This is a genomic window from Microbacterium sp. W4I4, from assembly GCF_030816235.1.
In the GTDB taxonomy this organism is placed as follows: Bacteria; Actinomycetota; Actinomycetes; order Actinomycetales; family Microbacteriaceae; genus Microbacterium.
In genome coordinates this window covers 2,494,690-2,520,875 of the sequence record NZ_JAUSXT010000001.1, presented here as the reverse complement: position 1 = coordinate 2,520,875, position 26,186 = coordinate 2,494,690, and the positions used below count along the sequence as shown (strand labels likewise).

The following is a 26,186-nucleotide window of genomic DNA, read 5'->3' as shown; positions in this document are numbered from 1 at the left end:
GCAGGAGCATGATGGAGGTGTGGCCGACCTACTTGCAGATCTGACTCGGATGCCGCACCCGCAGTTCATCGAAGTGGGCGACGGGGTCGCCCTCGCGACGTACTCGTGGGGCGACCTGGATGCCCCGACCGTGGTGCTCGTGCACGGATTCGCCTCGAGCACGGCCGACACCTGGCTGCACACCGGGTGGGTGCGGATGCTGGAGCGCGAGGGCTACCGCATCCTCGGCATCGACCAGCGCGGGCACGGCGCCAGCCAGAAGCCGCACGATGCCGACGGCTACGCGGTGCGCGCCCTCGCCCGCGACATCGAGGCCGTGCTCGACACGTTCCTCGTCGACGAGACGTTCTACGTCGGCTATTCGCTCGGCGCCCGTGTGGGCTGGCAGGTGCTGCAGGATCTCGGCGACCGCATCCCCCGCGCCGTGCTGGGCGGCGTGCCCGACGGCATCCCGCTCGACCGCCTCGACATCGATCAGGTGCGTCGTTACGCCGCCGACGGCACGCCCGTCACCGATCCGGTCACCCAGAACTACATCGCCCTGGCCGAGCGGGTATCGGGCAACGACCTCTACGCGCTGCTCGCGCTGGCCGAGGGCATGCGCGACTCTCGTTCGATCGACCCCGACCCTGCGCACGCACCGCAGCAGCCGGTGCTGTTCGCGACCGGGTCGGCGGATGCCGTGATCGGCGGCTCCCGGCGTCTGGCCGATGCCGCACCGAAGAGCTCGTTCTTCGAGATCCCCGGTCGGCACCACTTCAACGCGCCGGGTTCGAAGGACTTCCGACTCGCGGCGCTGCAGTTCCTGCAGGAGGAATGAGAGTGCTCAGCGGTCCTGCCTGCTGAGCAGGGAGCGCAGTCCGGCGTAGACCGCGACGGCGACGACGGCGACCAGGGCGAGCTTGGCGATGAACCACAGCAGCGAGAACAGCGCGCTCACCACCCACCAGGCGATGACGACGGCGACGATCACGCCGAGGACGGTCCAGACGGTGCTCTTGGTCATGTCTTCAGCGTAGCCGGGGTCAGCGACCGCTTATCGTGTGAGGGTGACGTTCGAAGGGCCGCTGGCAGCATCCGCCTATGAGGTGCTCGGCGTCTCAGCGACGGTCGACGACGACGAGCTGCGCCGCGCCTACCGGCTGCGCCTGCGGCAGACGCACCCCGACACGGGCGGCGATGCCGCGCTGTTCATCCGCGTGCAGCGGGCCTGGGAGCACGTCGGCACGCCCGACGGCCGGACGGCGTACGACCGGGGCCGGGATGCTGTGACCTGGGGTGCGCCCTCGGCATCCGCCTCCCGCGCCGGAACCCGGCCCCGCACGATGTCGTACGGGCAGGCGGGCGGATGGCGGCGGCAACGCTACCTGGAGCTGCTCGCCGAGCACCTCGGTCACCCGCTGGCGGCCCGTGAGGCGTACGACCCCGCAGTCGTGCGCTCGGCTCCGTGGGAGGTGCGGCGCCTGCTTGCCGACGCACTCGCCGAGGAGAGCACGGCGGCCGCGATCGACGGCTTGGGCATCGGCTTCACCGCCTGGCACGGGGTCGAGTGCGAGCAGGATGCCGTGCTCGACCATGTCGTTCTGGCACCGAGCGGACTGTACGGCCTGGTCTCGGAGGACTTCGGCGATCCGGTCCGATTCCGCCAGGGCGAGGTGATCGCCGGCCCCGAACGCGAGGTGACACCGGTCGCGGACCTGCTGAGCCGGATGCGCTGGATCGCCCGCACGGCGAGAGTGCGCTTCGGCGGGGCGGTCCTGATCCTCCCCGACGAGGACCTCGAGCATCCGATCACCACGCTGGGCAGCGTGCGCGGTGTGCCGGTCGCCGTGGTACGGCGCAGCGCCCTGCGCCCGCTGCTGCGCACCGGCGTTCCCGGCGGACGGCCGCTCGGGATGACCGAGGCGTTCGACGTGCGGGCACGCCTGAGGCGGGCCGTGAGGGTGCGCACACCCTGACCGGCGTGCGTCCTACGGCTGCGTCTCCGCGCTCACGGGCGTCAGCTGCGCGGTGAGGAATGCGCGCATGTCCTCGAGCTCGCGGGCGTCGATGCCGTGCGCCAGGCCGGAGTAGCTTCGGGCGGTGGCGGTGGTGTGCTCGGGCAGCCAGGCGTCGGTGCGGGTCACGGCGGGTTCGGCGATCACACGGTCGGCTTCGCCACGGCCGGAGAACACCGCGGGGCGCGTCTCGCGCAGTACGGCATCGCCCGGCTGCTCGCCGGCCTGCACGAATCCGCCCAGGATGACCGGGGCGATCACACGCTCCGGTGCGGTGCGCAGCAGCTGCGACGCCATCAGCCCACCCTGCGAGAAGCCGATCGGTGCGATGCGGGCGCCTGCGGGCAGCGCGGCGTCCGCCCACGCCCAGATGGCGTCGACCGCGGCCGCGACCTGCGCCGGGTCGGGGTTGCCCGGCTCGCCGATCGGGAACCAGGCGTAGGCGCCCGTTCCGACGGCGATCGGAGCCTGCAGCGACACCCAGGGGAGGCCGGCCGGGAGAGCGTATGCCAGCCCGGCGAGGTCGCGCTCGTTCGATCCGAAGCCGTGCAGGAACACCGCCACGACGGATGCCGTCGGGTCGATCTGCTCAGAGGAGGAGATCGCGTGCAGCATCGTGGTCATCGGGCCAGCAGCTCCTCGGCATCCGCACCGGGAATCGCGACGGTGACGCGCGTTCCCCACGGGTCGTCGACCGAGATCGAGTTGCCATCGTCGGCGAACTGCAGTTTGCGGTGCGTGAGCCGGGCGGCGAGCGCGTCGAGATCGTCGCGGGCGGGGACGGTGATCGCGACGTCGCCGAGTCCGAGGCTCGCGGCGCGCGGGCCGGCGCCGGCGCTGTTCCAGGTGTTCATCGCGACGTGGTGGTGGTAGCCGCCCGCCGAGGCGAACAGCGCGCCCGGGTAGGTGTCGACGGTGGTCTCGAAGCCGAGCGCATCGATGTAGAAGGCACGGGCGGTCGGGATGTCGCCGACCTGCAGGTGCACGTGACCGACCTTGCCGGCGGCGCGGGCGACGCTCGCCAGGACGTTCTCGTCGAGATGACGCTGCAGGTACGCGTTGGGGTCGAGGTACAGCGTCGACATCTGCAGGGCGCCGTTCTCGTACCGCCACTCGGAGCGGTCGCGGTCGATGTAGAGCTCGATGCCGTTGCCCTCGGGATCGGTGAAGTAGAACGCCTCGCTGACGAGGTGGTCGCTGGAACCGGTGAAGTGTCCGCGATCGTCCTGCGCAGCCCGCAGCACGGTGGCGGCGAGCGCGGGAGCGTCGTCGAAGAGGAATGCGGTGTGGAAGAGGCCGGCCTGGCGCGGGTCGACGCCGGGGAGGTTCGGCGTGCCGATCAGGCGCACCATCGGAGTGGTGCCGCGGCCCAGCACCCGGTGCACCTCCGCGCCGCGGGAGCGCTCTTCGATCGGGTCGAGCGCGAGGGCGTTGGCATAGTAGGAGGTCATCGCCTCGAGGTCGCCGACGCGCAGCGTCACGGCATCCATGTCGGTGTCTGCGCTGAGAACGACGTCGGGTGCCGAAGCGGGGCGGATCTCGTTGACGGTCACGGGTGCCTCCAGGCGGGTTGGGCTGACTCCCCGTACAACGGCGGCATACGCATATCTATTCCATTGAATGGATATGCGTCCCGCGTGCAGCGGTCAGTAGGGCGCGACGAGCCCCTCGATCATCGGGAAGTGCTTGACGTCTCGGGTGAGCAGTCGCGCTTCGAGGAGCTCGGTGGTCGCCGCGATGATGAACTCAGCCGCATCGATACCGGTGAAGGCCGGCAGCCACCGGCGTCCCAGCTCTCCCGCGCGGCAGCCACACCCCGACTGTGGTCGATGAGCACCGAGGTGTCGATGACGCTGATCACCGCAGATCCGCCAGGCGCCTGCCGGATCGCAAGCCTTCGACCAGCTCTTCGCCCGATCGGTCGACCCGCACAGCGATCACTCCCGCGGAGTACGGTTGCCGTGTGACCGAGACCGACCCGCTCCCCGATCGCCCTGCACCCGACAACCCGCAGGGCAAGCTCGTGCTGCTTCGCCACGGCGAGACGGACTGGTCGCGCACCGGCAGGCACACCGGCCGCACCGACATCCCCCTGACCCCGCACGGCGAGGCGCTCGCGAGCGCCGCCGGTGAGCTCGTGCGCGGCTACGACTTCCGGCTCGTTCTCAGCTCACCGCTCGAGCGCGCCCGCCGCACCGCCGAGCTCGCCGGCCTGCACGCCGATATCGATCCGCTGCTCGTGGAGTGGGACTACGGCGGATACGAGGGACGCACGACCAAGGACATCCGCGCAGAGCTCGGCTACAACTGGACCGCGTTCGAGCACGGTGTGATCCGTGGCGAGACGCCCGGCGAGACCGTCGAGGAGGTCGCCGCCCGCGCGCCTCGCGGGTGCTGACCCGCGTGCTGCCGGCGATGGGCGAGGGGGACGTCGCCCTCGTCGCCCACGGCCATTACCTGCGCATCCTCACCGCCGTGTTCCTGCGGCAGGCTCCGCGGTTCGCGGCATCCATCTCGCTGGATGCCGGTTCGACATCCGTTCTCGGGTTCTCGCGCGAGCAGCCGGCGATCCTCGCGTGGAACCACGGGGCGCACCTGCCGATGGAGCCGTCCGAGTCGTGACCCCCCTCAACCGCGGAGAGACCATGCCCATCACCCGTCGCGCCCTATTGACGTCGAGCGCCCTCGTCGCCGGCACGGGGCTGCTGACCCTGGTCGGATGCTCCCCCGCACCCGCCGCGACCGGAACCGGGAGGAAGACCGAGGTCATGGTGAAGGTCCAGGGGATGCGGTTCGTCCCCGACGTGATCGAGGTGCCGAAGGGGAACGACCTCGTCGTCACCCTGGAGAACACCGGCGACGTCGTGCACGATCTGGTGTTCGCGAACGACGCCGACTCCGGCCAGATATCCCCCGGCGAGTCCGTGGTGATCAAGGTGGGCGTGATCTCCGCCGACCTGGACGGCTGGTGCTCGGTGAGCAATCACCGTGCCCTGGGCATGGTCGTCACGGTGAAGGCGGTCGGCTAGCCCCACCTCTGGCATCCCGCGCCGGACCGTGGTTGCATGGGGCCATGTCCACCACGACCTCTGCTGACGGGACCACCATCTCCTTCACCGCGACGGGCGAGGGGCGCACGGTCGTGATCGTGAACGGCGCACTGTCGACCGCCGCGGACGCCGGGCCGCTCTCGGATGCGCTGACGGATGCGGGCTTCCGCGCGGTCGTGTGGGATCGCCGGGCGCGCGGCGCCAGCGGCGACCACCCGGATTCGACGCCGAAGGACGAGGCCGATGATCTCGCCGCCGTCATCGACGCAGCGGGAGGGGCGGATGCCGTGCTCGGGCACTCCTCGGGAGCGGTGCTCGCGCTGTACGCGGCGATGCGCGGCGTGCCCACGGGCGCGCTCTTCCTCTCCGAGCCGCCGATCGACTTCGACGGAAGCGGTTTCGGTGACGAGATGCCGGAGAGGCTGCAGGCGTTCGTGGATGCCGGCAGACCCGAAGAGGCGGTGGCCTCCTTCCAACGGGAGGCCATCGGGCTGCCCGCCGAGATGGTGGAGGCAGGACGCGCGAGCGGACAGCTCGCGGCGCTGGCCCCACTGGCGCAGTCGACGGTCTACGACACCCGGCTGACGCTTCGGCTGAAGCAGGTCGACCCGACACTTCTCGACGTCTCGGCATCCGTCACGGTGCTGCGCGGCGCGCAGACCTTCCCGTTCCTGCTCGCGGCATCCGACCGGCTCGCCTCGGTCATGGACGGCGCGGAGCTGGTCGTCGTGCCGGAGTCGGTGATGCACCGCCCCGACCCCGCCGCCACGGCACGCGTGATCGCGGAGCGGCTGCCCGAACTCTGAACGGGCGAGCGTCGCGAGGAGCGAGCGGTTAGCCTTCAGGGATGAGCAGCAGTGATGACATCCGTGATGTCGCGATCGTCGGCGAGGTCATCCGCCTCGGACAGTTCCTCAAGTTCGCGGGGCTTCTCGACTCCGGCGGCAGCGCGAAGGAGGCCATCCTCGACGGTGACGTGAGCGTCAACGGCGAGGTGGAGGAGCGCCGCGGGCGGCAGCTCCACGACGGCGACCTCGTCAGCTTCGAGGGGCGGACGGTTCGCGTTCGGATGTGATTCCGGACGAGGTGCGCGTTCTCACCTGTTCCAGTGCCGGAGCTTGTCGGGATTGCACACCACCCAGACATTCGCCAGCAGACGGTCGCGCACATCGGCGGTCACGACCCCGACGACCGCGTCCCCCCTGAACAGGAGGAGTCCGGGCAGGCCGTTGACGGATGCCGTCAGGATCGTGATGTCGGATGCGGCGAGCGCGCGCAGTCCGGAGACCGCAGCCTCGCGACCGTCCGGGCCCTGAGCCGCTGCGGGCTCCGGGCGAACGCCCCCGCTGTCGATCACGAGTTCCGCGTCGGGATGCAGCACCGCCCGGAGGGCTTCGTCCTCGCCCGCGGTCATCGCCGCCGACAGCGCCTCCAGGATGTTCGGATCGAGGACATCGCGACGGCGACGGCGCGCCCAGGCGGGAAGGCGCCTGCCCGTCATGCGGCGACCGGCGCCACGTGTCCGAGCTTCTGCGGACTCATCACCCACAGCAGCTGCCCGATGCTGTCACCGGAGGTCGTCAGGGTGACGATGGTCGTGATCTTCCCCTGCTCGGTCAGGGTGGCGGCGGGCTGTCCGTTCACCTCGACCCAGCCGATCGACTTCCCCGTCCAGAAATGGTGCGCGAAGGCCGCCACGAACTTGGCGACGCGTTCACGGCCGGCCACCGGGATGCGTGCGGCGAGCTTCACGCCGTTGCCGTCGGTGTAGCTGATGACATCCTCGGTGAAGAGACTCTCGAGCTGACGTGCGTCCCCACTGCGAGCGGGCCACGAGGAAGGCCTCCAGCAGTCGACGCTGGTGCCCGGCCCCGGCCGGAACGTGACGGGCCGATGCGAGGTGCGCCCGGGCGCGGCTGACGAGCTGCCTGGTGCTGACCGCACTCGCGGAGATGATCTCGGCGATCCGCGGGTACGGATAGTCGAACGCCTCGCGCAGGATGTACGCCGCCCGTTCCGTCGGCGTCAGCTTCTCGAGCGTGAGCAGGATCGCGAACTGCAGGGCCTCGGCGCGCTCGGCGCCCAGCGCGGGGTCGTCGTCGGTGTTCACCGGCTCGGGCAGCCACGGGCCGATGTACGTCTCGCGCTTGGCGTGCGCCGACTGCAGGACGTTGATCGAGAGCCTCGTGGCGATCGTCGCGAGGAACGCGGCCGGCTCCTGCACCCGCGCGCGATCGGCGCCCTGCCATCGGATCCAGGTCTCCTGGACGATGTCCTCCGCGTCGGCCACCGTGCCCAGCATCCGGTACGCGATGCCGAACAGGCGTCGTCGCTGCGTCGCGAAGAGCTCCATCACGGCATCCAGCTCCTCGGCTGTCGGCCCCTGCTCGTCCGTCGCGGTCACGCATCCACCTTCCATCTGCACAGCCGTCCCCGCAAGCGTCACCCGAAGCCGGGGGCTTCTCCTGCAAACCCTGACCGGACACGGACCGCCGTTGTGACAGCGATGCGGAAGATTTCTGCGCCCTGTCACAACACGGGCGGCCGTCCGGTCATTCGGGTAGGCGCGGGAACCCGCGGCATCCATCGGCGAAAGGGAGCGACATGAGAATCACGGTCATCGGCGGCACCGGACTGATCGGCACCAGGCTGGTGCGGATGCTGCGCGACAACGAACACGAGGTCGTCGCCGCGTCACGCGCCACGGGAGTGAACTCGCACACCGGCGAGGGTCTGGCCGACGCGCTGGCCGGCGCGGATGTGGTCGTCGACGTCTCGAACTCCTCGTACACCGACGAGGCCGCGGCCCAGGAGTTCTTCTTCGCCTCCACCATGAACCTGCTCAGCTACGGTGCGGACGCAGGAGTGGGGCATCACGTCGCACTCTCCGTCGTCGGCACCGATCGTCTGGCGCGCGCCCAGGGCGGCTACTTCGTGGCCAAGCAGCAGCAGGAGCGCCTGATCACGGCATCCGGTCGCCCGTACACCCTCGTGCACGCGACGCAGTTCTTCGAGTTCATCCGCAACATCACCGATCATGCACTGCGCAGCGGCGCGGTGCGCGTCGCCGACGTGCTGGTGCAGCCGATGGCCGCGGATGACGTCGCCCGCGCGGTCGCGCAGGCGGCTGTCGCGGACCCGCGATCGGGCATGGTCGAGTGGGGCGGGCCCGAGGTGTTCAGCCTGAATGACATCGCGTCCATGGACCTGCGTGCGCGACAGGACGAGCGCGAGGTCGTCGCCGACCCGCTGGGCACCTACTTCGGCGCGCGGCTGACACATCGCGATCTGCTGCCCGAGGCCACCGCCACGCTCGCCGCCACGCGCTATCACGACTGGCGCGTGCAGAACCCCGGCGGGCACCCCGCTGTCACATCCGTGGATGCTGACCGGTCATCGCTGTAGACGCCGTCACCGACGTCACTGACAAGGAAGGCTGGACAATGGCAAAGATCGTCGTCATCGGAGGTACGGGCCTGATCGGCTCCAAGGTCGTCGCGAAGCTCACCGAGCACGGACACGAGGCGATCGCGGCGTCGCCCCAGACGGGTGTGAACACGCTGACCGGCGAAGGGCTGGCCGAGGTGCTGACCGGCGCGAACACGGTCGTCGACGTGTCGAACTCGCCGTCGTTCGAGGCCAAGGCGGTGCTCGAGTTCTTCACGACCTCGACCCGCAACCTGCTCGAGGCCGAGACTGCCGCAGGCGTCACCCACCATGTCGCGCTGACGATCGTCGGCACGAACCGCCCGCAGAACATCGACTACTTCGCGGCGAAGGTCGCGCAGGAGAAGCTGATCCGCGAGTCCGGCATGGGGTACTCGCTGGTGCACGCGACCCAGTTCTTCGAGTTCGTCGGCAGCATCGCCGACATCTCTACCGAGGGCGACACCGTCCGCCTGCCCGGGGCGCTCATCCAGCCGATCGCGGCAGAGGACGTGGCCACGGCCGTGGCACGCGCCGCCGCGGGTGCACCTCAGGGCGACATCGAGATCGCCGGCCCCGAGGCCTTCGGCATGGACGAGTTCGCGCGCCGCGCACTCGCCTTCCGCGGCGACCCGCGCACAGTCGTCCGAGACGACAGCGCCACGTACTACGGCGCGCAGATCGAGGAGCGCACGCTCATCCCGATCGAGGGTGCGCAGATCTTCGAGACCACGCTCGAGGAGTGGCTGCCGCTCAACCCGCCGCGCAAGTAGCAGCATCCGGCCGAATGAACGTCGGCGCGGGGTCCGCTCCACGAGGTGCGCCCCGCGCCGGCTTTCGCCCGCGTGATCGCACGGAGACCCTGAGCACCCGGTCACGCAATCGATCGCGTCCGCCGAGCGGCGCGCAGGAGGATCCCGCCTCACCGATCGGCGAGCAGCTGCGATCGGACCTGACGACGCAGCACCTTGCCGATCAGCGAGCGGGGCAGATCCTTCACGGCGGTGATGCGTCTGGGCACCTTGTACGGCGTGAGCCGGGTGCGGCAGAAGTCCCGCAGCGCCCCCGCGTCGAGCGACGCGCCCTCGCGCAGCACGACGGCGGTGGCGACCTCCTCGCCTCCGCTGGTTCGTGGCAGGCCGACGACGGCCGCGGCGATGACGTCCGGATGCGCCTCGAGCGCGTCCTCCACCTCGCTGGGCGACACGTTGAACCCGCCGGTGATGATGAGCTCCTTAAGTCGATCGACGATCGTCACGAACCCGTCCGGCGAGACCTCGGCGATGTCGCCGGTGCGAAGCCAGCCGTCCGGCAGCAGCACGTCGGCGGTGTCGCCGGGACGGCCCCAATACCCTTGGAACACCTGCGGGCCGCGGATCAGGAGCTCTCCTCGCTCGCCGGCCGGGTACGTCGGCGGTGGTGTCTGCCGGGTCGACGACACGGATCTCGGTGCTCGGGAAGGGCACACCGACGGTGCCGGGTCGGCGCGTGCTCCCCATGGGATTGCCGAGCGCGACAGGCGAGCTCTCGGTCATCCCGTAGCCCTCCACGAGCAGGCCGCCGGTCGCCTCCTCCCAGCGCTTCACCGTCGCGACCGGAAGGCTCATCGCCCCGGAGATGGCGAACCTGACCGTCGAGAGGTCGATCGTGCCGCGACCCGCGGCGCGGGCGAGCTGATCGTAGATGGGCGGCACGGCCGGCAGGAAGGTGGGCGGGCTCGAGCGGGCGGCCTGCGTGACCAGTCCCAGATCGAATGCCGGGAACAGGACCAGCTTCGCGCCGATGCTCATCGCGAAGGTCAGGCAGAGGGTCATGCCGTAGGCATGGAACAGCGGCAGCACCGCGTAGAAGGTCTCCTCGCCGTCGACGAGACCCGGCACCCACGCGCGCCCCTGCATCGCGTTGGCGCGCAGGTTCGCATGCGTGAGGATCGCACCCTTCGGATCTCCCGTCGTGCCGCTCGTGTACTGCAGCAGCGCGGTGTCGCTCAGCGTCGGCCCCTCGACGTGTCTTGAGACCCGCGGGTGATCGATCAGCTTCTTCCACGCGACGAGTCGGCGTGCTCTCGGAGTGCCGGTCAGCTTCGCCCGCGACGCGCGCGCCTTCGGCAGCGGCAGGCGAAGCAGCATGCGCTTCGAGAACGGCATCGCCGCCGTGATGTCGACGCTGACGATGCGCTCGACCTTGATGTCCGGAGGGAAATCGGCGATCGTGTCGGCGGCCTTGTCCCACACGACGGCGATGCGCGCACCGTGATCCTCGAACTGATGCCTGAGCTCACGCGCCGTGTAGAGCGGATTGTGTTCGACCACGATCGCGCCCAGGCGGAGCGCCGCGTAGAACGCCACCACATGCTGCGGGCAGTTCGGGAGCACCAGGGCGACGCGATCGCCCTTGCGGACGCCGAGCCGCCGCAGCCCCTCGGCCGCTCGCTCGATCTGCCTGCCGAGTTCCCGGTAGGTCGTGACGGCGCCGAAGAATTCGAGCGCCGGGCGCCGCCCGAACGTCTTCACGCTCGCCGCCATCATCTCCGTCAGCGTCTGCGTCGGCGTGCCGATATCCGCCGGGACTCCCTCCGCGTAGGAACTGAGCCAGGGCCGGGAATCGAGCGCGTCAGCGGTCATGCATCCATCCTGCCTCGATCGGTGTCGCGTGTCATCGGCGAGGCGGGACGGTGTCACGGGGACTCGCTACCTGCTCTCGCGGACGGTGGCGTTTCCAGCACGGTGGGCACGTATTCGAGCAGCTGGCTGCGACCGTCGAAGGTGCGCGATTCGATGAGGTCGAGGCGCACGTCGGGATACGCATCGAAGATCCGCTCCTGCCCGGTGGCGCCGGTGATCACGGGGAAGATGACGACCCGGTAGCGGTCGGCCAGTCCGGAGGTCAGCAGCGCGCGGCACAGGGAGACGCTCCCCAGCGTGCGCAGATCATGATCCGACGTCTCCTTCAGCTCCCGCACGAACTCCACGGCATCATCGCGGACGAGCGTCGTGTTCGACCAGCTCAGCGGCTCCTCGAGGGTCGACGAGAACACGTATTTCGGCACGCTGTCGAGCGCATCCACCCCCTCGGCCTGATCTGCGGAGAACGCCGACATCAGCCGATACGTCGTCGCGCCCATGAGGATCGGGTCGTCCTTCTCGGGCAAGCCGTCCAGCCACCCTAGGTACTCCGGGCCCTCCATCCCCCACCAGCCGGGCCAGCCCTCGGCCGCGCCATACCCGTCGAGCGAGATGATGAAATCGATCGTCAGTCTCCGCATCCGATATCCCCTCCTCGACGCGGCGCGGACGTCCCGGGCCGGAGTCGGAGTCGGAGACGATGCTACGCCGCATGGGGGCGCTGCGGAACCCTCCCCAGGGTCAGCGCGCCTGGTCCGTCGAGTTGAGCTGCACCATGGCGTCGTAGAGCTGCTCGTCGGTCATGGGAGGGTCGGGCAGCGGATGTGCACGCTCGGCCCGATAGGCGTCGAGCATCATGTGCAGCTGGCGATGTCCTCCGCGAACAGCCCTGACGTGCGTCACCGCTACGAGCCGCCGCGAGGAAGGCCTCCAGCAGTGGGCGCTGGTGCCCGGGCCCGCCGGAACGTGACGGGCCGATGCGAGGTGCGCGCGGGTGCGGCTGACGAGCTGCCTGATGCTTCAGCGCGACCGGTCCGCCGCGTTGAGTTAGGCGGACGCCTGCTGGCCGGTGGGTGCCGCCGCAGTCGAGTCCCTCAAGAGCAGCGCCGTACTCAGCCTCTGCCGGTGCGGCCCGGCGTGTGTACCGCCCGCGATCGACTCGACCAGGTATTGGGCTGCAAGTCTGCCCTTGGTCGTGATGGGCTGCCGGATGGTCGTGAGCGTCGGCGTCGTCCAGGATGAGTCAACCAGGTCATCGAAACCCGAGACGGAGACATCCTCGGGAACGCGCACCCCTGCCTCACGCGCAGCATCCAGAACGCCGTAGGCGATGACATCACTGAACGTGACGATCGCCGTCGGGTGAACGTCCTGCTCCCACAGCTCCTTGAAAGCGAGCGTGCCGCCCACACGAGTGCAGGGCACTTCGAGAATGCTGATTCCTTCGCTCTCGGGTGTGAGCCCGATGGTCGCCAACCCTCGGATCGCGCCCTCCATCCGTCGCAGAACGGGTCCGCGCCAATTCTCATGGCCGCCCTCGATGCCGGTCTCGAACGCCACGAAGGCGAACCTGCGATGCCCCAGGCTGCCGAGATGCTCGACGATCTCGGCGATGCCCTCGCTGTCATCGATCTCGACGCTGGGGACGCCTTCGTGCCACTCGCTGTCGACGAGCACGAACGGGATGCCCCGCTGACGCAGCGCGGTCACTTCGCCGCGGTCGTATTCGAGTCCGTTCACGATGAAGCCATCCACCGCGGCATACGGAATGGTCTTCAGCATCGAGCCACGAAGCGGAGGCGCCAGCAGAAGCGTGAAGCCCTCCTGCTGACAGGTCTGCCCCACCCCCTGCAGGAATTGCGAGTAGTAGGGATTCTCCAACACCTTGTCGATCTGCTGGGGCAGCAGGAGGCCGAGGCTGTTGGTGCGGCGGGTACGCAGCATGCGCGCCGCTGGGTCCTGTGCGAAACCAAGGTCATCCGCTGCCTGCATGATCTTCTGCAGGGTCGACTCGGACAGCTTCTTGGAGTCGTTGAAGGCGAGAGAGACCGCTGATTTCGAGACATTCGCGCGTTCAGCGACGTCCTTCATCGTCGCGCGCCGCACCGCCATCAGCTCGCTCCGACGACCACGTGGCTGTTCGCGGCCACGCGGATGGGCTCGGTGATGATCGGATGGGCATCGGGCCCGAGGCTAACGCCCGAACCTCGATGGACGATCACACTGGTCATGTCGCCCTCGAAGGTTCTCATGATCAGCACTGTATCGGCGTCGAGCGCGACGACCTTCTGATCCCCTCGACGCAGACTCGGATTCCGCCTGCGCAGGGCACCGAGTTCGCGCACGCCGTCGAGCAGTGAACGAGTCCAGCGCCGCTCATCCCAGACCATTCCCGCACGGCATCCGGGATCGTTCTCGCCGGTCATGCCGATCTCGTCGCCGTAGTAGACCATCGGCGCGCCCTGCGCCGAGTACATCAACGTGTAGGCGAGCAGCGCGCGCGCCTGGTCGCCATGGTGACGGGTGAGCAGACGCTCCGTGTCGTGACTGCCGAGCAGGTTGAGCATGCCGTGGTGGTAGCCGTCGGGGATGCGCGCGCTCAGGATGTTCATGCCTGTGGCGAACGCTTTGGCGTCGATGGTGCCGTCGGCGGTGAAGCCCAGCACCAGGTCGCGCAACGTGTAGTTCATGGTGCCGTCCGCAAGATCACCCTGCAGCCACTGCTCGGGCTCGCGCCATTCCTCGGCCACGATGTAGAGGTCCTCCCCCATGGGCTTGACCACGTCGCGGAACTGACGCCAGAAGTTGTCATTGATGAAGTAGGGCACATCCAGTCGCCACCCATCGATGCCCTGTTCGATCCAGTGGCGGGCGACGTCGAAATGATGCGCGCGCACCTCGGGGTTGTACGCGTTCCACTTCGGGAGGTAGTAGCAGCCCGAGCAGGTGCGGTAGTTGGGAACGGGATGCGGAGAGACCGGGAACTGCTCGAACGAGAACCAGTTCACGTACTTCGAGTCCGCCTCGTTCTTCACGACATCCTCGAACGCCCAATGCCCGTCGCCGCAGTGATTGAGCACCGCGTCGAGCACGATGCGAACACCGCGTGAGTGGCACTCCTCGACCAGGCGTCGGAAGGTGTCCAGGTCCCCCAGGCGGTGGTCGACGCGGAAGTAGTCACTGGCGTCGTAACGATGATTCGTGCGCGCCTCGAAGATCGGCGTCAGGTAGAGGGCATTGGCCCCGACCTCCACGATGTGATCCAGGTGGTCGATGATGCCCTGCAGGTCACCGCCTAGGAAGTTGTCTCGCGTCGGCTCGGAGTCCCACGGTACGACATCGGGCGGATTCAGCGACGGGTCTCCGTTCGCGAAGCGCTCAGGGAAGATCTGGTAAAAGACGGCATCTGCGAGCCAGTCGGGCGCACCCATGGGTCAGTCCTTCAGTCCGGTGGTGGCGATTCCGCGCACGAGGGCGCGCTGGAAGAAGAGGAAGACGATGATGCTGGGCACTGTGGCTGTCAGAGTTCCAGCCATCAGATAGTTCCAGCTCGTGCCGTAGCGGCCGACGAACGATGCCAGACCGATCTGGATGGTGCGCACCTCGTCGGTATTGGTCACCAGCAGCGGCCAGAGGAAGTCGTTCCAGGCGAAGAGGAAGCTGAAGATCGCGAGCGTCGCGAATGCGGGCGTCGACAGCGGAACGATGATCCGGAAGAAGGTGCCGACGCGGCTGCATCCGTCGATGCGGGCTGCATCCTCGATCTCCTGGGGGATCGAGGCGAAGTACTGACGCAGCAGGATGATGCCGAATACATCTGCCAGTCGCGGCACGATCAAGCCCGCAAAGCTGTCGATCCAGCCGAGGTCGGCGACGATCGTGTACGCGGGGATGATGGTGACGAACGTCGGGACCATCAGCGCGGCGAGCAGGATCATGAAGATCGTGTTGCGTCCCGGGAAGTCCAGTCTGGCGAAGGCGTAGGCGGCCAACGCGTCGAGCACAAGATGGCCGGAGACGATCCCGACCGCCATGATCACACTGCTGATGTAGTACTGGCCGAACGGCGCCGCCTCCCAGGCGTGCACGTAGTTCTCCCAATGCCAAGAGGTCGGGATGATCGACGTGTTCGTGTACGTCTCCGCACGCGACTGCAGCGATGTCGTGAACATCCAGAGGAATGGCAGTACGACAGCGAGCGAGCCGACCAGCAGGATGGCGTGACGGCCGAGCCGCATCATTGGCGACTGTCTCATCGATCGGCCTTTCCTGAGCCGCTGGCCCTCCATTGGACGAGGGTGACGCCCAGCACCAGCAGCAGAGTGACGAAGGCGATCGCTGTCCCGTAGCCGAACTCGCCGAGCCGGAATGCCGTGCGGTACATGAACATGCCGAGCACATCTGTGCCGCCGCGCGGGCCGCCGCCGGTCAGCACATAGACGAGGTCGAACGCCTGGAAGCTTGTGATCAGCGCCTGCACGACGACGAAGAACGTCATCGGGGCGAGCAACGGGATCGTCATGAACCGCAGGCGCTGCCAGAAGGATGCTCCGTCGAGCTGCGCGGCTTCATATACGCCCTGGGGGAGCGCCTGCAGAGCCGTCAGATAGAGCACCGCGTTGAGGCCGATGTTCTTCCAGACCGTCAGCATCGTCAGTGAGGCGAGGGCGAACCACCGGTCCTGAAGCCAGTCAGGACCGGTGATCCCCACCTGCGCGAGCACGGAGTTGACGAACCCCGCCGGATCGAGCATGTACTTCCACACGATCGCGGCCGCCACCGATGACGTCACTGCCGGCAGGAAGTAGATCCCCCGATAGAACCCGCGTCCGCGCAGCGGCGCGTCCAAAAGCAGCGCCACGGCCAGCCCCGAAGCGACCGAGAACACGCATATCCCGGCCGCGTACACGACCGTGACCAGGAGACTGTTCCAGAACTCCGGATCCTGCGCCAGCCGGACGTAGTTGTCGAACCCCACGAACTCCTTCACCGGAGCGAAGCCGTTCCACGACGTGAGGCTGAGATACGCGGCGTTGCCGATCGGGTACAGGACGAAGACGCCGAGGACGATCAGCGCCGGCGCCAGGAAGAGGGCAGCCGTAAGGATCTGCTCTCGTTCCCAGCGACGCGGTCGACGCCCGGTCACGACGGGGGTGGCGGTCATTGCGCGGGTCAGCCCTTTTCGATCACGTCGTTCACGGCCTTCTCCGCGGCGTCGAGCGCATCGGAGACGCTCGCTTCGCCAGCCAGGGCCCTCTCGATCTCCTGCGCGAAGGCCATGGAGATCTTGGGGTACAGCGGAGTGTTGGGTCGGGCGTGCGCGTCCTTCATCTGCTGCACGAACGGCAGCAGGCGAGGCTCGGTGGAGTCGACCCAGTCGAGGTAGTCCTTCCCGGTGGCTACGGAGTTGAGGACGGGCAGCATGCCGGTCTCCTCGCTCCACTTCGTCACCTGAGCGGGCTCGAGGAACCAGGCCAGGAAGTCCGATGCCGCCTTCGCCTCAGCATCCGAGTTGTCGAACACCATCGCCTGCTCGCCACCGAGGTTCGTGGCGGGCTTGCCGTCCGCGGGGTAGGGCGCGGGAGCTGCACCGAACTCGAAGGGCGAGTCGGCGGCCCAGATTCCGACCATCCAGGAGCCCTCTTGCGCGGATCCGCCCTGGCCCTTCTCGAATTCTCCCCACTTCGCGTAGGGGCTGGTGCCCGAGTCGATCAGGTCCACCCAGAACTGCAGCGCCTTCCGCCCTTCGGGCGAGTTGAAAGCTGCGGCCGAGTTGTCGGCCGTGAGGAACTCGCCGCCCGCCTGCCAGAGGTTCACTTGGAAGTTCCAGGTCAGGCCCTCGCCGTTGTCGCCGGCCTGGGTGAAGAGGTCGTATCCGGGCTTGCCGGTCTTCGCGGTGATGGTCTTCGCCTGGTCGAGAAGCTCCTCCCATGTGGTCGGCGGGGTCTCCGGATCGAGACCTGCCTCGGTGAACAGCGTCTTGTTGTACATATAGCCGAGGTTGTTGGCAGAGACGGGCACCGAGACCTGCTTGCCGTCGATGGAGCCGAACGCGGTCAGGGCCGGATTGATGTCGGACAGGATGTCCGCGGGGAGGCGGCCCTTGAGATCTGCGAGAGTGCCCAGCTGGGCGATCTGCGGGACCCAGACCAGGTCGCCGATCGCCATGTCCGGCAGGGTGCGAGAGGTCGCCGAGGCGCGCAGCTTGGTGAGGAAGTCCGCGTTCGGCACGTTCGACGGCGTGATCTTCACGTCATCATGCGAGGCGTTGTATTCCTTGACGAATGCATCGAAGGCATCGGCGTTCGTACCGTCCCAGTAGTGCCACACGGTGACTTCCGTCGTGCCGGCCGGGGCTGCGGATGCCGAGCATCCGGACAGCGCCAGGAGACCGGCGACGCCGGCGGCGCTGAGGGTGAGGATCTTGCGGTGCATCATTGCTCCTTCGAGTTTGTTGTGTCGGGGTACGGCGTCAAGAGTTATTCGGGTCGAAGTCGTCGGCTCAGTGTGCGGAGATGCGGAACCAGGCTGCACTGTCGGGTGCCAGCCGGTCGGGCTCGGTCGACGCGTCGGTCGCGAGGACGAGAGCACCGATCCCCCAATCAGCGGGCACCGCGAGCGCGCGGTCGCTGACATTGACGACGCAGGTGGCGTCACCGCGTCGGAAGGCGATCGCGTCGCTTCCGGCATCGAGCCATTCCACGGGGGCGTCGGGGGCGAACAGAGCCCGGCGGTTCTCGAGCAGGCGTCGATACAGGTTCAGCATCGAGTCGGCATCGTCGACCTGGATGTCACGGACGTACGACGCGAACCAGTCCGGCTGAGGAAGCCAGGGCGTGGATGCAGTCTCGCCGACGCTGAATCCGAGGTTCGCACCCTCGGCCGACCAGGGCAACGGCACTCGGCATCCGTCCCTGCCGAGTTCAGCGCCATCGGAGCGCACCCAGATCGGGTCCTGCCGGGCGTGGTCGGGCAGATCGAGTGCTTCCAGCAGTCCGAGTTCCTCGCCCTGATAGAGATAGACGCTTCCTGGCAGTGCGAGCAGAAGCGCGGATGCGGCACGCGCGCGGCGTGTGCCGAGTTCGACATCCACCTCTCCGGTGCGGCGAGCCGCGGCGATCATGTCCGTGGGAAGGGGGGCTTCCAGGGCCTGTTCCTGCCCGTAGCGGGTGACCGCGCGGTGCACGTCGTGGTTTGCCAGCGTCCACGCCGGGCTGCCCTTCGCAATGCGAAGACCCGATTCGACGGCCAGGCGCAACCGGCTGGCGTTCCAGGGCTGCACGAGCAGGTCGAAGCTGAATGCCTGATGCAACTCATCGGGGCGCAAGTAGTTCGCCAGGCTCTCTGCTGTCGGAACCCAGATCTCGCCGACGAAGTACTTCGGCTCGTCGTAGGAGTCGGCGACGGCACGCCAGGCACGATAGATCTCGTGCACCTCGGGCTGGTCCCACATCGCGTAGTTGTGCCCGCCGGTACCGTCTTCCGCTCCCGGGTGATCGGGCAGATCGATGGCCTTGATGTGGCCGTGCGCGACGTCGATGCGGAAGCCGTCCACCCCCCGGTCGAACCAGAAGCGGAGGACGTCCTCGAAGTCGCGGCGCACCTCGGCGTTGCGCCAGTTGAGGTCCGGCTGCTGAGCGTCGAAGGAGTGCAGGTACCACTGCCCTGGAGTGCCTTCGGGCTCGGTGATGCGGGTCCATGCGGGGCCGCCGAACACGCTCTGCCAGTTGCCGGGCTCGAGCTCACCGTCCGCGCCGCGCCCGTCACGGAACAGGAACCGCTCCCGTGCCGCGCTGCCCGGGGTCGAGGCAAGCGCCTCCTGGAACCAGACGTGCTGCGACGAGCAGTGGTTGGCGACCATGTCCATGAGCACCCGCAGTCCCAGTCGATGCGCTTCGGCCACCATCGCGTCGAAATCGTCGAGAGTGCCGTATGCCGGCTCGATCGAACGGTAGTCGGAGATGTCGTAGCCGTGGTCGCTCTGCGGCGAGGAGTAGCAGGGGTTGAGCCAGATCGCCTCGCAGCCCATGACCGCGATCTCAGAGAGGCTGTCTGTGAGACCGGGCAGGTCGCCGATCCCGTCACCATTGCCGTCGCGGAACGAGCGCAGATACACCTGGTAGACCACCGCCGAGGACAGATCGGATGCGGCGATCATCGAACGCGCGTGGTCGTCATTGGCGAGCGTCTGGGTCGGCATCGATCCGGTCTTCCTGGTCACTTTGGCGGGTTTACTAGACCGATCTAATAGCAGGACCAACGAGATGTCAAGCGGCACTTCGAAGTACGACCGCGCGCCCGGTCTCAGCGCCCCTGGTCCGCCGAGTTGAGCTGCACCATGGCGTCGTAGAGCTGCTCGTCGGTCATGGGCGGGTCGGGCAGCGGATGTGCGCGCTCGGCCCGATAGGCGTCGAGCATGATGTGCAGCTGACGTCGCCACGCGTTCGGGGCCGCGATTCTGGTGGCATCGATCATCCGGCCGTTGAACCAGATGAGATTCACGATGTCGGCCCGGGTGATGTCGGGGCGCACGCGGCCGGCATCCTGGGCGCGAGCGAGCACCTGCTCGATCTGCAGACACATCTCGTCGTGGATGCTCTCGGTCGCGGCGTTGCCCGGGAATCGGCGCGAGAGGAAGTCGTTGAAACCGCGGTCGCCGGCCTGCAGACGGAAGAGGTTCTCCAGATAGCCGACGAAGCCATCCCACGGGTCCTCGATCTGCAGAGCCGTCTCCGCTTCGCCCAGGAACTCGCGCAGCCGGGGCTCGAACGCCGCCAGGAGCAGATCCATCCGGGTCGGGAAGTGGCGGTACAGCGTGCCGATCGCGACGCCGGCATCCCGGGCGATCCTCTCCAGCGACGCGTCCATGCCGCGTGCGGCGAACTCCGCGCGCGCGGCAGCGACGAGTCGGTCGTAGCGCACCTGCGCGTCGCGTCGCAGGGGCCGCCCTCTCACCTCGCTGATGGTCATGTCGTCAATCTACTCCGAAATCCTTGGAATACCTGAGGCACCCCTCCGGTTCTTGTACACGAACCGGAGGGGTGCCTCACCTAGACGCTCCATCCACCGGCCGCCGAGATCCCTCGACAGTCCGCAGACACGCACGAAGGAGCACATCATGAGCAGCATCACCATCATCGGCGCGGGGAACATGGCCCGCGGCATCGGCCGTCGGGCGATCAGGGGCGGCAACACCGTCCAGATCATCTCGCGGGACCAGGCCAAGGCCGCGTCGCTCGCCAAGAGCCTTGGTGCGGACGTCACGACCGGAGCCTGGGGCTCGACACCGACCGGAGACATCGTCTTCCTCGCGGTGCTGTTCGCCAGTGCCGTCCCGGTCGCCGAGGAGTTCGGCGAGGCCCTCGCGGGCAAGATCGTCATCGACATCACGAACCCGTTCAACGCCACCGGCACCGGCCTGGCCGTGCCGGATGACACCTCGGTCGCGAAGCTCGTCGACGAGGCCACCCCCGCCAGCACCCGAGTGATCAAGGGCTTCAACACCCTGTTCAGCCAGATCGTCGCATCAGGCGAGCCGGCGGACGTGTTCTTCGCCGGTGACGACGCGCAGGCCAAGGCGCAGGTGGCGGATCTGATCAACAGCCTCGGACTCCGCCCGCGCGACGCGGGCGATCTGTCCATGGCGCACTGGCTCGAGGGCGCAGGGCTGCTGGAGATGGGCCTGGCCCGCGGCAGCCTGGGCATCGGCTTCTCGCTGGGCGTCAACATCGCAGAAGGGAACTGAGCGTGGGAAAGCTCGACGGCAAGATCGCAGTGATCACCGGGGCGACGAGCGGAATGGCGCTCGCGGGCGCCAAGCTGTTCGTCGAGGAGGGCGCATACGTCTTCATCACCGGGAGACACCAGGATGCTCTGGACGAGGCCGTGAAGCAGATCGGACGAAACGTGACAGGCGTCGTGGCGGACTCGGCGAAGCTCGATGACCTGGACCACCTGTTCGAGACCGTCCGACAGGAGAAGGGCTCGATCGATGTCCTGTGGGCGAGCGCAGGCGACGGCGGGCCGCAGAAGCTGGGCGAGATCACCGAGGAGCAGTTCGACGCCACGTTCTCGGTGAACGCGCGCGGCACACTGTTCACGGTGCAGAAGGCTCTGCCGCTGTTCAACGACAACGGGTCGATCATCATGACGGGCTCGAACGCCTCCGTCCGGGGCTACCCTGACTGGGCCGCGTACGCCGGCAGCAAGGCGGCGCTTCCTGCGTACGCACGGGTGTGGGTCGCCGAGCTGCGGGACCGCAGGATCCGCGTGAACGTGCTGACCCCGGGCCAGGTCTCCTCCCCCATGATGGAGAAGAACCTGGACGCACAGATGATGGCGGTCTTCGAGTCCGTCATCCCGCGGCGCGAGATGGGCCAGCCGGAGGAGATCGCCAGCACGGCACTCTTCCTCGCCTCAGCCGACTCCAGCTACGTCAACGGCATGGAGCTCGTGGCGGACGGAGGCTCGACCGTGATCTGAGTGCACACAGGAATGTCCCGAAGGGGAGGTCGCTGACTGCGGCCTCTCCTTTCATGCGTGCGGATGCCGGAGGGCGGGCATCATGGGGGAATGACCGACAGCACGCCCGCAGATCCTTCGAGCTGCATCTTCTGCGACATCGTCGCCGGGGTACTGCCCTGCGCCAAGGTCGCCGAGGACGAGACCACGCTCGCCTTCATGGACATCGACCCGGGCTCAGACGGCCATCTGCTCGTCATCCCGAAGCGTCACAGCGCAGATCTCCTCGCCATCCCAGCCGAAGACCTCACCGCGACGGTTCTAGCCGCCCAGCGGATCGCGAAGGTCATTCCTGCGCAGCTCGGAGCCGACGGCGTGAACCTGCTGAACTGCACCGGTGCGGCCGCCTGGCAGACGGTCTTCCACTTCCACGTGCACCTGATCCCTCGCTATCGGGACAGGACGAGAGATCGGATGGAGCTGCCGTTCGAGCCCGGGTCAGTCGTCGATCTGGGGATGCTCGCTCAACAGGCGAGCCTGATTTCTGCGGGTCTGCGAGGCTGAACGCCATGACCGCCGTGCTGAGGCAGCGAGAACTCAACCGCGCCACCCTGGCGAGGCAGCTGCTGCTTCAGCGCGCGGACCGGCCGGTCGACGAGGTGGTGGAGCACCTCGTCGGCCTGCAGGCGCAGACCCCGCACAGCTGGTACGTCGGGCTGTGGAGCCGTATCGCCGATTTCCGAGCCGAGCAGGCGTCCGGGATGCTGGCCGAGCGCGGCCTGGTGCGCGTCGCGCTGATGCGCTCGACCATCCACCTCGTCACCGCATCCGACGTCCGCAGGCTACGCGCCGCGGTTCAGCCCGTTCTCGACCGCGACCTGTTCGCGAACGGTACGCACGGGCGCCCGATCCGCGGGGTGGATGCGGAAGAGCTGGCATCGGCCGGCGCAGCGCTGCTCGCCGAGCAGTCGATGACGGCGAAGCAGCTGGGCGCACGTCTGCAGAACCAGTGGCCCGACGTGCCGCCGACCACGCTCGCGTACGCCGTGCGCAATCTGCTGCCGCTGGTGCAGGTGCCGCCGCGTGGGCTGTGGGGACGCAGCGGGCCCATCGCGCACACCACCGCTGACGCCTGGCTCGGCCCGGACATGTCAGCGGCGCAGCCCGTCGCGCAGGTGGTGCTGCGCTTTCTGGCGGCGTTCGGTCCGGCGACCGTCGCCGATGTGCAGCGGTGGTCGGGACTGACGCGTCTGCGCGAGGTCATCGACCCGTTGCGCGCGGAGTTGGTGACGTTCCGGAGCGAGGACGGGCAGGAGCTGTTCGACCTGCCCGATGCGCCGCGACCGGATGCCGAGACCCCGGCACCCCCGCGCTTTCTGTACGACTTCGACAACCTGCTGCTCTCGCATGCCGACCGCAGCCGTGTGATCACCGACGACTTCGCCGTCCATTCCCACCGACCCCACGGCCCGGTGCCGTCCGTCGTGCTCATCGACGGATTCACCGGTGGCGACTGGACGATCGCGCGCGACGGCGACACCGCGACGCTGACCGTTCGGCCCTACCGCGCGCTCCAGGCTTCGGTCGCGGACGAGCTCATCGCCGAGGGCGGGCGCCTGGTCGCCTTCATGGACCCGGATGCCGTAGATCGACGCGTCGAGCTGACGGCGACGGTCGCGACTGGTTGAAGCGGAACGCCGTTCGCCCCTCAGAGCTGTGCGGTCGCGTCGCGCAGCCGCGCGAAGTCGGTCCCCCGGTACCGGCACCGGCACCGGCACCGGCACCGGCACCGAGCGAGGATCAGACGCACCTCAGTTGAAGTCCCCGCCGCCTCCGCCGCCTCCGCCGAAGTCGCCGGGGGCCATGTCCATGAAGCGCGAGTAGTGGCCCTGGAAGGCGACGGTGATGGTGGCGGTGGGTCCGTTTCGGTGCTTGGCGACGATCAGGTCGGCCTCGCCCGGACGGATGTCCTTGTCGTAGGCCGCTTCGCGGTGCAGCAGGATGACCATGTCGGCATCCTGCTCGATCGAGCCGGACTCGCGCAGGTCGCTGATCGCGGGCTTCTTGTCCGACCGCTGCTCGGCGCCACGGTTCAGCTGAGACAGGGCGATCACGGGCACCTGCAGCTCCTTGGCGAGCAGCTTCAGCGCACGCGAGAACTCCGACACCTCCTGCTGACGCGACTCGACCCGCTTGCCGCTGGTCATCAGCTGCAGGTAGTCGATGACGACCAGCCGCAGACCCTCGCGCTGCTTGAGCCGGCGGCACTTCGCCCGGATCTCGACCAGGGTCATGTTCGGGCTGTCGTCGATGTACAGCGGCGCGTCGTTGATGCGACCGCGGGTGGCGGCGACCGTGGTCCAGTCACGCGGGTCGAGCGTTCCCTTGCGCATGTTCTGCAGGGGGATCGCGCCCTCGGCACTGAGCAGACGCATCGCGATCTCGCTCTTGCCCATCTCGAGAGAGAAGAAGATGGAGGGCTCGTTGTGGCCGATCGCGGCCGCGCGTGCGAAGTCCAGTGCCAGCGTCGACTTACCCATCGCGGGTCGCGCGGCGACGACGATCATCTGCCCGCCGTGCAGGCCGTTGGTCAGTTCGTCGAGTTCGCGGAAGCCGGTCGGGATGCCGGTCATCGTGCCGTCACGGCCGTTGGCCGCCTCGATCTCCTCGACCGCGGCGTCGACCGCGACCGTCAGCGGCACGTAGTCCTCGGCCGTCTCCGAACCGGTCACCGAGTAGATCTCGGCCTGTGCATTGTTGACGATGTCGGCGGCATCGCCCTCGCCCGCGTAGCCGAGCTGCACGATGCGGGTGCCGGCGTCGACCAGGCGGCGCAGGATCGCGCGCTCGGAGACGATGCCCGCGTAGTAGCCGGCGTTCGCGGCGGTCGGCACGATCGAGGTGAGGGTGTGCAGGTAATCCGCACCGCCAGCTCGGCCCAGTTCGCCGGTCTTGATGAGCTCGTCGGTCACGGCCACCACGTCGGTGGGCTCGCCGTGCGAGTACAGCGAGAGGATCGCCTCGAAGATCAGCTCGTGCTTGGGAACGTAGAAGTCGGCGCCCTTGAGCGTCTCGATCACATCCGCGACGGCGTCCTTCGACAGGAGCATTCCGCCCAATGCGCTCTGCTCGGCCAGCAGGTCGTGCGGAGGGGTGCGCTCAGGCGGACGCGACCCGCCCAGCCGCTCGTTCGAGATATCAGCGATCGACACCCTGCTCCTCCCCCGGCGACGGTGATGCGATCACATGCCGTCAGCCATACGACCGACGTCCGTGCGGTCGTGCACACAGCGAATCACGCACCTCGGACATGCGGTCTCACTCAAGCTACGAGCAGCGCTCCACCCACGCAACACACCCTGTGGATAACTCTGTGGAGAGGTTGCGGACAACTCGGGAGTGTCTGTGCAGAGCGGCTGTGGACAACTCGGTGGAGAGCATAGATATCCGACCCGTTTTCGCGCTCTCACCTGCGCTTCATGTATTCCCCATCCTGTGGACGGGATTCGACTTCAAGCGAAGATTTAAGGTTTGCCCCTGCGGTGGCACATGTGCAGAACCTGGGGAAAGTCAAGGGGTGATTCTGCCCAGCCGTCAGCACTTTGTGCACGTTCTCCATCCGTGTGGACATGGAGCCGTGGACGTTGTAAGGTCACTCAAGCCGTTCTGGCGGAATATCGCTGGGGTGGGGGAGGAAGAAGTGCGGTTCACGTCTGTCGACAACCGCAGCCGATCGATGTGGCTGCTGGTCGGCCTCGGCGTGCTCATCTGGGCCGCCTTCAGCGTGTTCCTCAGCGGCTCCTCGGCGCATGCAGATGAGACTCCCGGCCCCTCGGCGAAGCACTCACAGCATCAAACATCTCCGCAGGCCGCAGAGCGCTCGGCACACGGGGTCACGCAGGCCGCATCCGAGGTTCTGCGCGTCATCACAGCTCCGACCGCGCCCGTCGTCACCGCCCTCCGAGAGGCAGCGCCCCAGCAGGCCGCGCCCTCGCAGCTCGTCGCGGCTCCGGAGCCCACTGAGGCCATTAAGTCCATCACCGCGCAGGTCACGTCCGCTCTGCACCAGAAGCCCGAAGCGCGCTCGATTCTGCAGGACGCCACGAAGATCACCAAGAAGATCGCGAGCCACGCCCGCCAGGCCCGTGCTGCAGTGCCCGTGCGGGCTCACGGCGCACCGGCGAAGCACCCGCGCGCAACGCACGCGGACCACCACCCGGCACCCACCGCCGCTCCCATGGCGCACCTCCAGGTCGCGAAGCACGCCTCGCTCGCGGCATCCGCTCCGGTGCGCACCGCAGCCGCCTCCGCGACTCTCACCCGCGGCATCCGAGCACACCTCCGGACGCTCGCCGTTCGACTCGGACGGCACCAGCACGCATCACCAGCCCGCCACTGCGCCGTCCGTCGCATCCGCCGCGGCCGGCACCACGGCAGCGCCCGGGGTCGTTCCCGGTACCACTCACGCGAGCGATGTGCTCGGGCTTCTGCTGACCGCGGCGCACGCCGGTGACGATGTGCTGCCATCCGGCCCCGCAGGAAGCACCGACGACTCTCCCGACTGATCCGGGTCTCGGGCGACCAGTGTGTCGTCCCGCCGATCGAGCGCGCTCTCGCGCCCCTCATGA

Annotated in this window: 29 protein-coding genes and 1 pseudogene; 14 read left to right on the top strand and 16 right to left on the bottom strand. The window is 68.0% G+C overall.

Annotated elements, in window-relative coordinates:
* The first annotated feature begins 19 nt into the window (after window positions 1–19).
* On the top strand, window positions 20–820 hold the full coding sequence (locus QF046_RS11900) for an alpha/beta fold hydrolase (RefSeq protein WP_307370025.1): 801 nt from the start codon (window positions 20–22) through the stop codon (window positions 818–820).
* A gap of 6 nt (window positions 821–826) precedes the next feature.
* Here the strand turns inward: QF046_RS11900 and QF046_RS11895 are convergent, their stop codons facing one another.
* Window positions 827–1,006: a hypothetical protein gene (locus QF046_RS11895; protein WP_307370023.1), complete on the bottom strand. Its 180-nt coding sequence runs from the start codon at window positions 1,004–1,006 to the stop codon at window positions 827–829.
* 43 nt (window positions 1,007–1,049) lie between these two features.
* On the opposite strand from QF046_RS11895, the gene QF046_RS11890 reads away from it, so the two are divergent.
* Window positions 1,050–1,958: a DnaJ domain-containing protein gene (locus QF046_RS11890; protein ID WP_307370021.1), complete on the top strand. Its 909-nt coding sequence runs from the start codon at window positions 1,050–1,052 to the stop codon at window positions 1,956–1,958.
* A gap of 12 nt (window positions 1,959–1,970) precedes the next feature.
* Here the strand turns inward: QF046_RS11890 and QF046_RS11885 are convergent, their stop codons facing one another.
* Window positions 1,971–2,621, bottom strand: a complete 651-nt coding sequence (locus QF046_RS11885) for an alpha/beta hydrolase (protein ID WP_307370019.1) — start codon at window positions 2,619–2,621, stop codon at window positions 1,971–1,973.
* The gene (locus QF046_RS11880) at window positions 2,618–3,487 is read right to left on the bottom strand and encodes a VOC family protein (RefSeq protein ID WP_307372827.1); all 870 of its coding nucleotides are present in this window, start codon (window positions 3,485–3,487) and stop codon (window positions 2,618–2,620) included. The genes QF046_RS11885 and QF046_RS11880 overlap by 4 nt, the downstream gene beginning before the upstream one ends.
* A gap of 473 nt (window positions 3,488–3,960) precedes the next feature.
* On the opposite strand from QF046_RS11880, the gene QF046_RS11875 reads away from it, so the two are divergent.
* From QF046_RS11875 to QF046_RS11855, 5 genes are read left to right on the top strand one after another with little or no spacing between them, the layout of a single operon-like run.
* A complete protein-coding gene (locus QF046_RS11875; protein ID WP_307370016.1) occupies window positions 3,961–4,395 on the top strand; it encodes a histidine phosphatase family protein in 435 nt (144 codons plus the stop codon).
* On the top strand, window positions 4,389–4,619 hold the full coding sequence (locus QF046_RS11870) for a histidine phosphatase family protein (protein WP_307370015.1): 231 nt from the start codon (window positions 4,389–4,391) through the stop codon (window positions 4,617–4,619). The genes QF046_RS11875 and QF046_RS11870 overlap by 7 nt, the downstream gene beginning before the upstream one ends.
* 23 nt (window positions 4,620–4,642) lie before the next feature.
* Window positions 4,643–5,026 (top strand): cupredoxin domain-containing protein, encoded by a 384-nt coding sequence (locus tag QF046_RS11865; protein WP_307370014.1) that lies wholly within the window; start codon window positions 4,643–4,645, stop codon window positions 5,024–5,026.
* Between the two features lie 44 nt (window positions 5,027–5,070).
* Entirely contained in the window at window positions 5,071–5,853 is a 783-nt protein-coding gene (locus tag QF046_RS11860) for an alpha/beta fold hydrolase (protein WP_307370012.1), read from the top strand.
* 41 nt (window positions 5,854–5,894) lie between these two features.
* Window positions 5,895–6,122, top strand: coding sequence for an RNA-binding S4 domain-containing protein (locus QF046_RS11855; protein ID WP_307370010.1), 228 nt, complete (start codon window positions 5,895–5,897; stop codon window positions 6,120–6,122).
* 21 nt (window positions 6,123–6,143) lie between these two features.
* On the opposite strand, the gene QF046_RS11850 is transcribed toward QF046_RS11855, so the two are convergent.
* The 3 genes from QF046_RS11850 to QF046_RS11840 are packed head-to-tail and all read right to left on the bottom strand — an operon-like array spanning window position 6,144 to window position 7,451.
* Window positions 6,144–6,548, bottom strand: a complete 405-nt coding sequence (locus QF046_RS11850; protein ID WP_307370007.1) for a hypothetical protein — start codon at window positions 6,546–6,548, stop codon at window positions 6,144–6,146.
* Entirely contained in the window at window positions 6,545–6,799 is a 255-nt protein-coding gene (locus tag QF046_RS11845) for a hypothetical protein (protein ID WP_307370005.1), read from the bottom strand. Before QF046_RS11845 ends, QF046_RS11850 begins: the two co-directional genes overlap by 4 nt.
* On the bottom strand, window positions 6,762–7,451 hold the full coding sequence (locus tag QF046_RS11840) for a sigma-70 family RNA polymerase sigma factor (protein WP_307370002.1): 690 nt from the start codon (window positions 7,449–7,451) through the stop codon (window positions 6,762–6,764). Before QF046_RS11840 ends, QF046_RS11845 begins: the two co-directional genes overlap by 38 nt.
* Window positions 7,452–7,651: 200 nt before the next feature.
* On the opposite strand from QF046_RS11840, the gene QF046_RS11835 reads away from it, so the two are divergent.
* Entirely contained in the window at window positions 7,652–8,452 is an 801-nt protein-coding gene (locus QF046_RS11835; RefSeq protein WP_307369999.1) for an SDR family oxidoreductase, read from the top strand.
* A 38-nt stretch (window positions 8,453–8,490) separates the two neighbouring features.
* Window positions 8,491–9,246, top strand: coding sequence for an SDR family oxidoreductase (locus tag QF046_RS11830; RefSeq protein WP_307369995.1), 756 nt, complete (start codon window positions 8,491–8,493; stop codon window positions 9,244–9,246).
* 149 nt (window positions 9,247–9,395) lie between these two features.
* On the opposite strand, the pseudogene QF046_RS11825 reads toward QF046_RS11830, so the two are convergent.
* The 9 genes and pseudogenes from QF046_RS11825 to QF046_RS11785 all read right to left on the bottom strand — a co-directional run bounded on the left by QF046_RS11825 (window position 9,396) and on the right by QF046_RS11785 (window position 20,067).
* Window positions 9,396–11,097 (bottom strand): annotated as a pseudogene (locus QF046_RS11825) (long-chain-fatty-acid--CoA ligase).
* 53 nt (window positions 11,098–11,150) lie between these two features.
* On the bottom strand, window positions 11,151–11,738 hold the full coding sequence (locus tag QF046_RS11820) for a dihydrofolate reductase family protein (RefSeq protein WP_307369993.1): 588 nt from the start codon (window positions 11,736–11,738) through the stop codon (window positions 11,151–11,153).
* Window positions 11,739–12,144: 406 nt separating this feature from the next.
* A complete protein-coding gene (locus QF046_RS11815; RefSeq protein WP_307369990.1) occupies window positions 12,145–13,209 on the bottom strand; it encodes a LacI family DNA-binding transcriptional regulator in 1,065 nt (354 codons plus the stop codon).
* Entirely contained in the window at window positions 13,209–14,528 is a 1,320-nt protein-coding gene (locus tag QF046_RS11810) for a glycoside hydrolase family 13 protein (RefSeq protein WP_307369983.1), read from the bottom strand. Before QF046_RS11810 ends, QF046_RS11815 begins: the two co-directional genes overlap by 1 nt.
* 3 nt (window positions 14,529–14,531) lie before the next feature.
* Window positions 14,532–15,353 (bottom strand): carbohydrate ABC transporter permease, encoded by an 822-nt coding sequence (locus QF046_RS11805; RefSeq protein WP_307369981.1) that lies wholly within the window; start codon window positions 15,351–15,353, stop codon window positions 14,532–14,534.
* A complete protein-coding gene (locus QF046_RS11800; RefSeq protein ID WP_307369976.1) occupies window positions 15,350–16,261 on the bottom strand; it encodes a carbohydrate ABC transporter permease in 912 nt (303 codons plus the stop codon). The genes QF046_RS11805 and QF046_RS11800 overlap by 4 nt, the downstream gene beginning before the upstream one ends.
* Before the next feature lie 8 nt (window positions 16,262–16,269).
* Window positions 16,270–17,532 carry an ABC transporter substrate-binding protein gene (locus QF046_RS11795; protein ID WP_307369973.1) on the bottom strand — a complete coding sequence of 421 codons (1,263 nt, stop codon included), beginning with the start codon at window positions 17,530–17,532 and terminating at the stop codon, window positions 16,270–16,272.
* Window positions 17,533–17,599: 67 nt separating this feature from the next.
* On the bottom strand, window positions 17,600–19,318 hold the full coding sequence (locus QF046_RS11790) for a glycoside hydrolase family 13 protein (RefSeq protein ID WP_307369966.1): 1,719 nt from the start codon (window positions 19,316–19,318) through the stop codon (window positions 17,600–17,602).
* A gap of 83 nt (window positions 19,319–19,401) precedes the next feature.
* Window positions 19,402–20,067: a TetR/AcrR family transcriptional regulator gene (locus QF046_RS11785; protein WP_307369964.1), complete on the bottom strand. Its 666-nt coding sequence runs from the start codon at window positions 20,065–20,067 to the stop codon at window positions 19,402–19,404.
* Between the two features lie 148 nt (window positions 20,068–20,215).
* Between QF046_RS11785 and QF046_RS11780 the strand changes: the two genes are divergently transcribed.
* From QF046_RS11780 to QF046_RS11765, 4 genes are all read left to right on the top strand, one after another.
* Complete coding sequence (locus tag QF046_RS11780; RefSeq protein WP_307369963.1) at window positions 20,216–20,842, top strand: NADPH-dependent F420 reductase; 627 nt, start codon at window positions 20,216–20,218, stop codon at window positions 20,840–20,842.
* Window positions 20,843–20,844: 2 nt separating this feature from the next.
* Complete coding sequence (locus QF046_RS11775) at window positions 20,845–21,579, top strand: SDR family NAD(P)-dependent oxidoreductase (RefSeq protein WP_307369961.1); 735 nt, start codon at window positions 20,845–20,847, stop codon at window positions 21,577–21,579.
* A gap of 90 nt (window positions 21,580–21,669) precedes the next feature.
* Window positions 21,670–22,122, top strand: coding sequence for an HIT family protein (locus QF046_RS11770; protein WP_307369959.1), 453 nt, complete (start codon window positions 21,670–21,672; stop codon window positions 22,120–22,122).
* A gap of 5 nt (window positions 22,123–22,127) precedes the next feature.
* Window positions 22,128–23,246, top strand: coding sequence for a winged helix DNA-binding domain-containing protein (locus QF046_RS11765; RefSeq protein ID WP_307369957.1), 1,119 nt, complete (start codon window positions 22,128–22,130; stop codon window positions 23,244–23,246).
* 123 nt (window positions 23,247–23,369) lie between these two features.
* Here the strand turns inward: QF046_RS11765 and dnaB are convergent, their stop codons facing one another.
* Window positions 23,370–24,770 (bottom strand): replicative DNA helicase, encoded by a 1,401-nt coding sequence (gene dnaB, locus QF046_RS11760; RefSeq protein ID WP_307369955.1) that lies wholly within the window; start codon window positions 24,768–24,770, stop codon window positions 23,370–23,372.
* Between the two features lie 488 nt (window positions 24,771–25,258).
* On the opposite strand from dnaB, the gene QF046_RS11755 reads away from it, so the two are divergent.
* On the top strand, window positions 25,259–26,071 hold the full coding sequence (locus QF046_RS11755) for a hypothetical protein (protein WP_307369953.1): 813 nt from the start codon (window positions 25,259–25,261) through the stop codon (window positions 26,069–26,071).
* The last annotated feature ends 115 nt before the right edge of the window (window positions 26,072–26,186 follow it).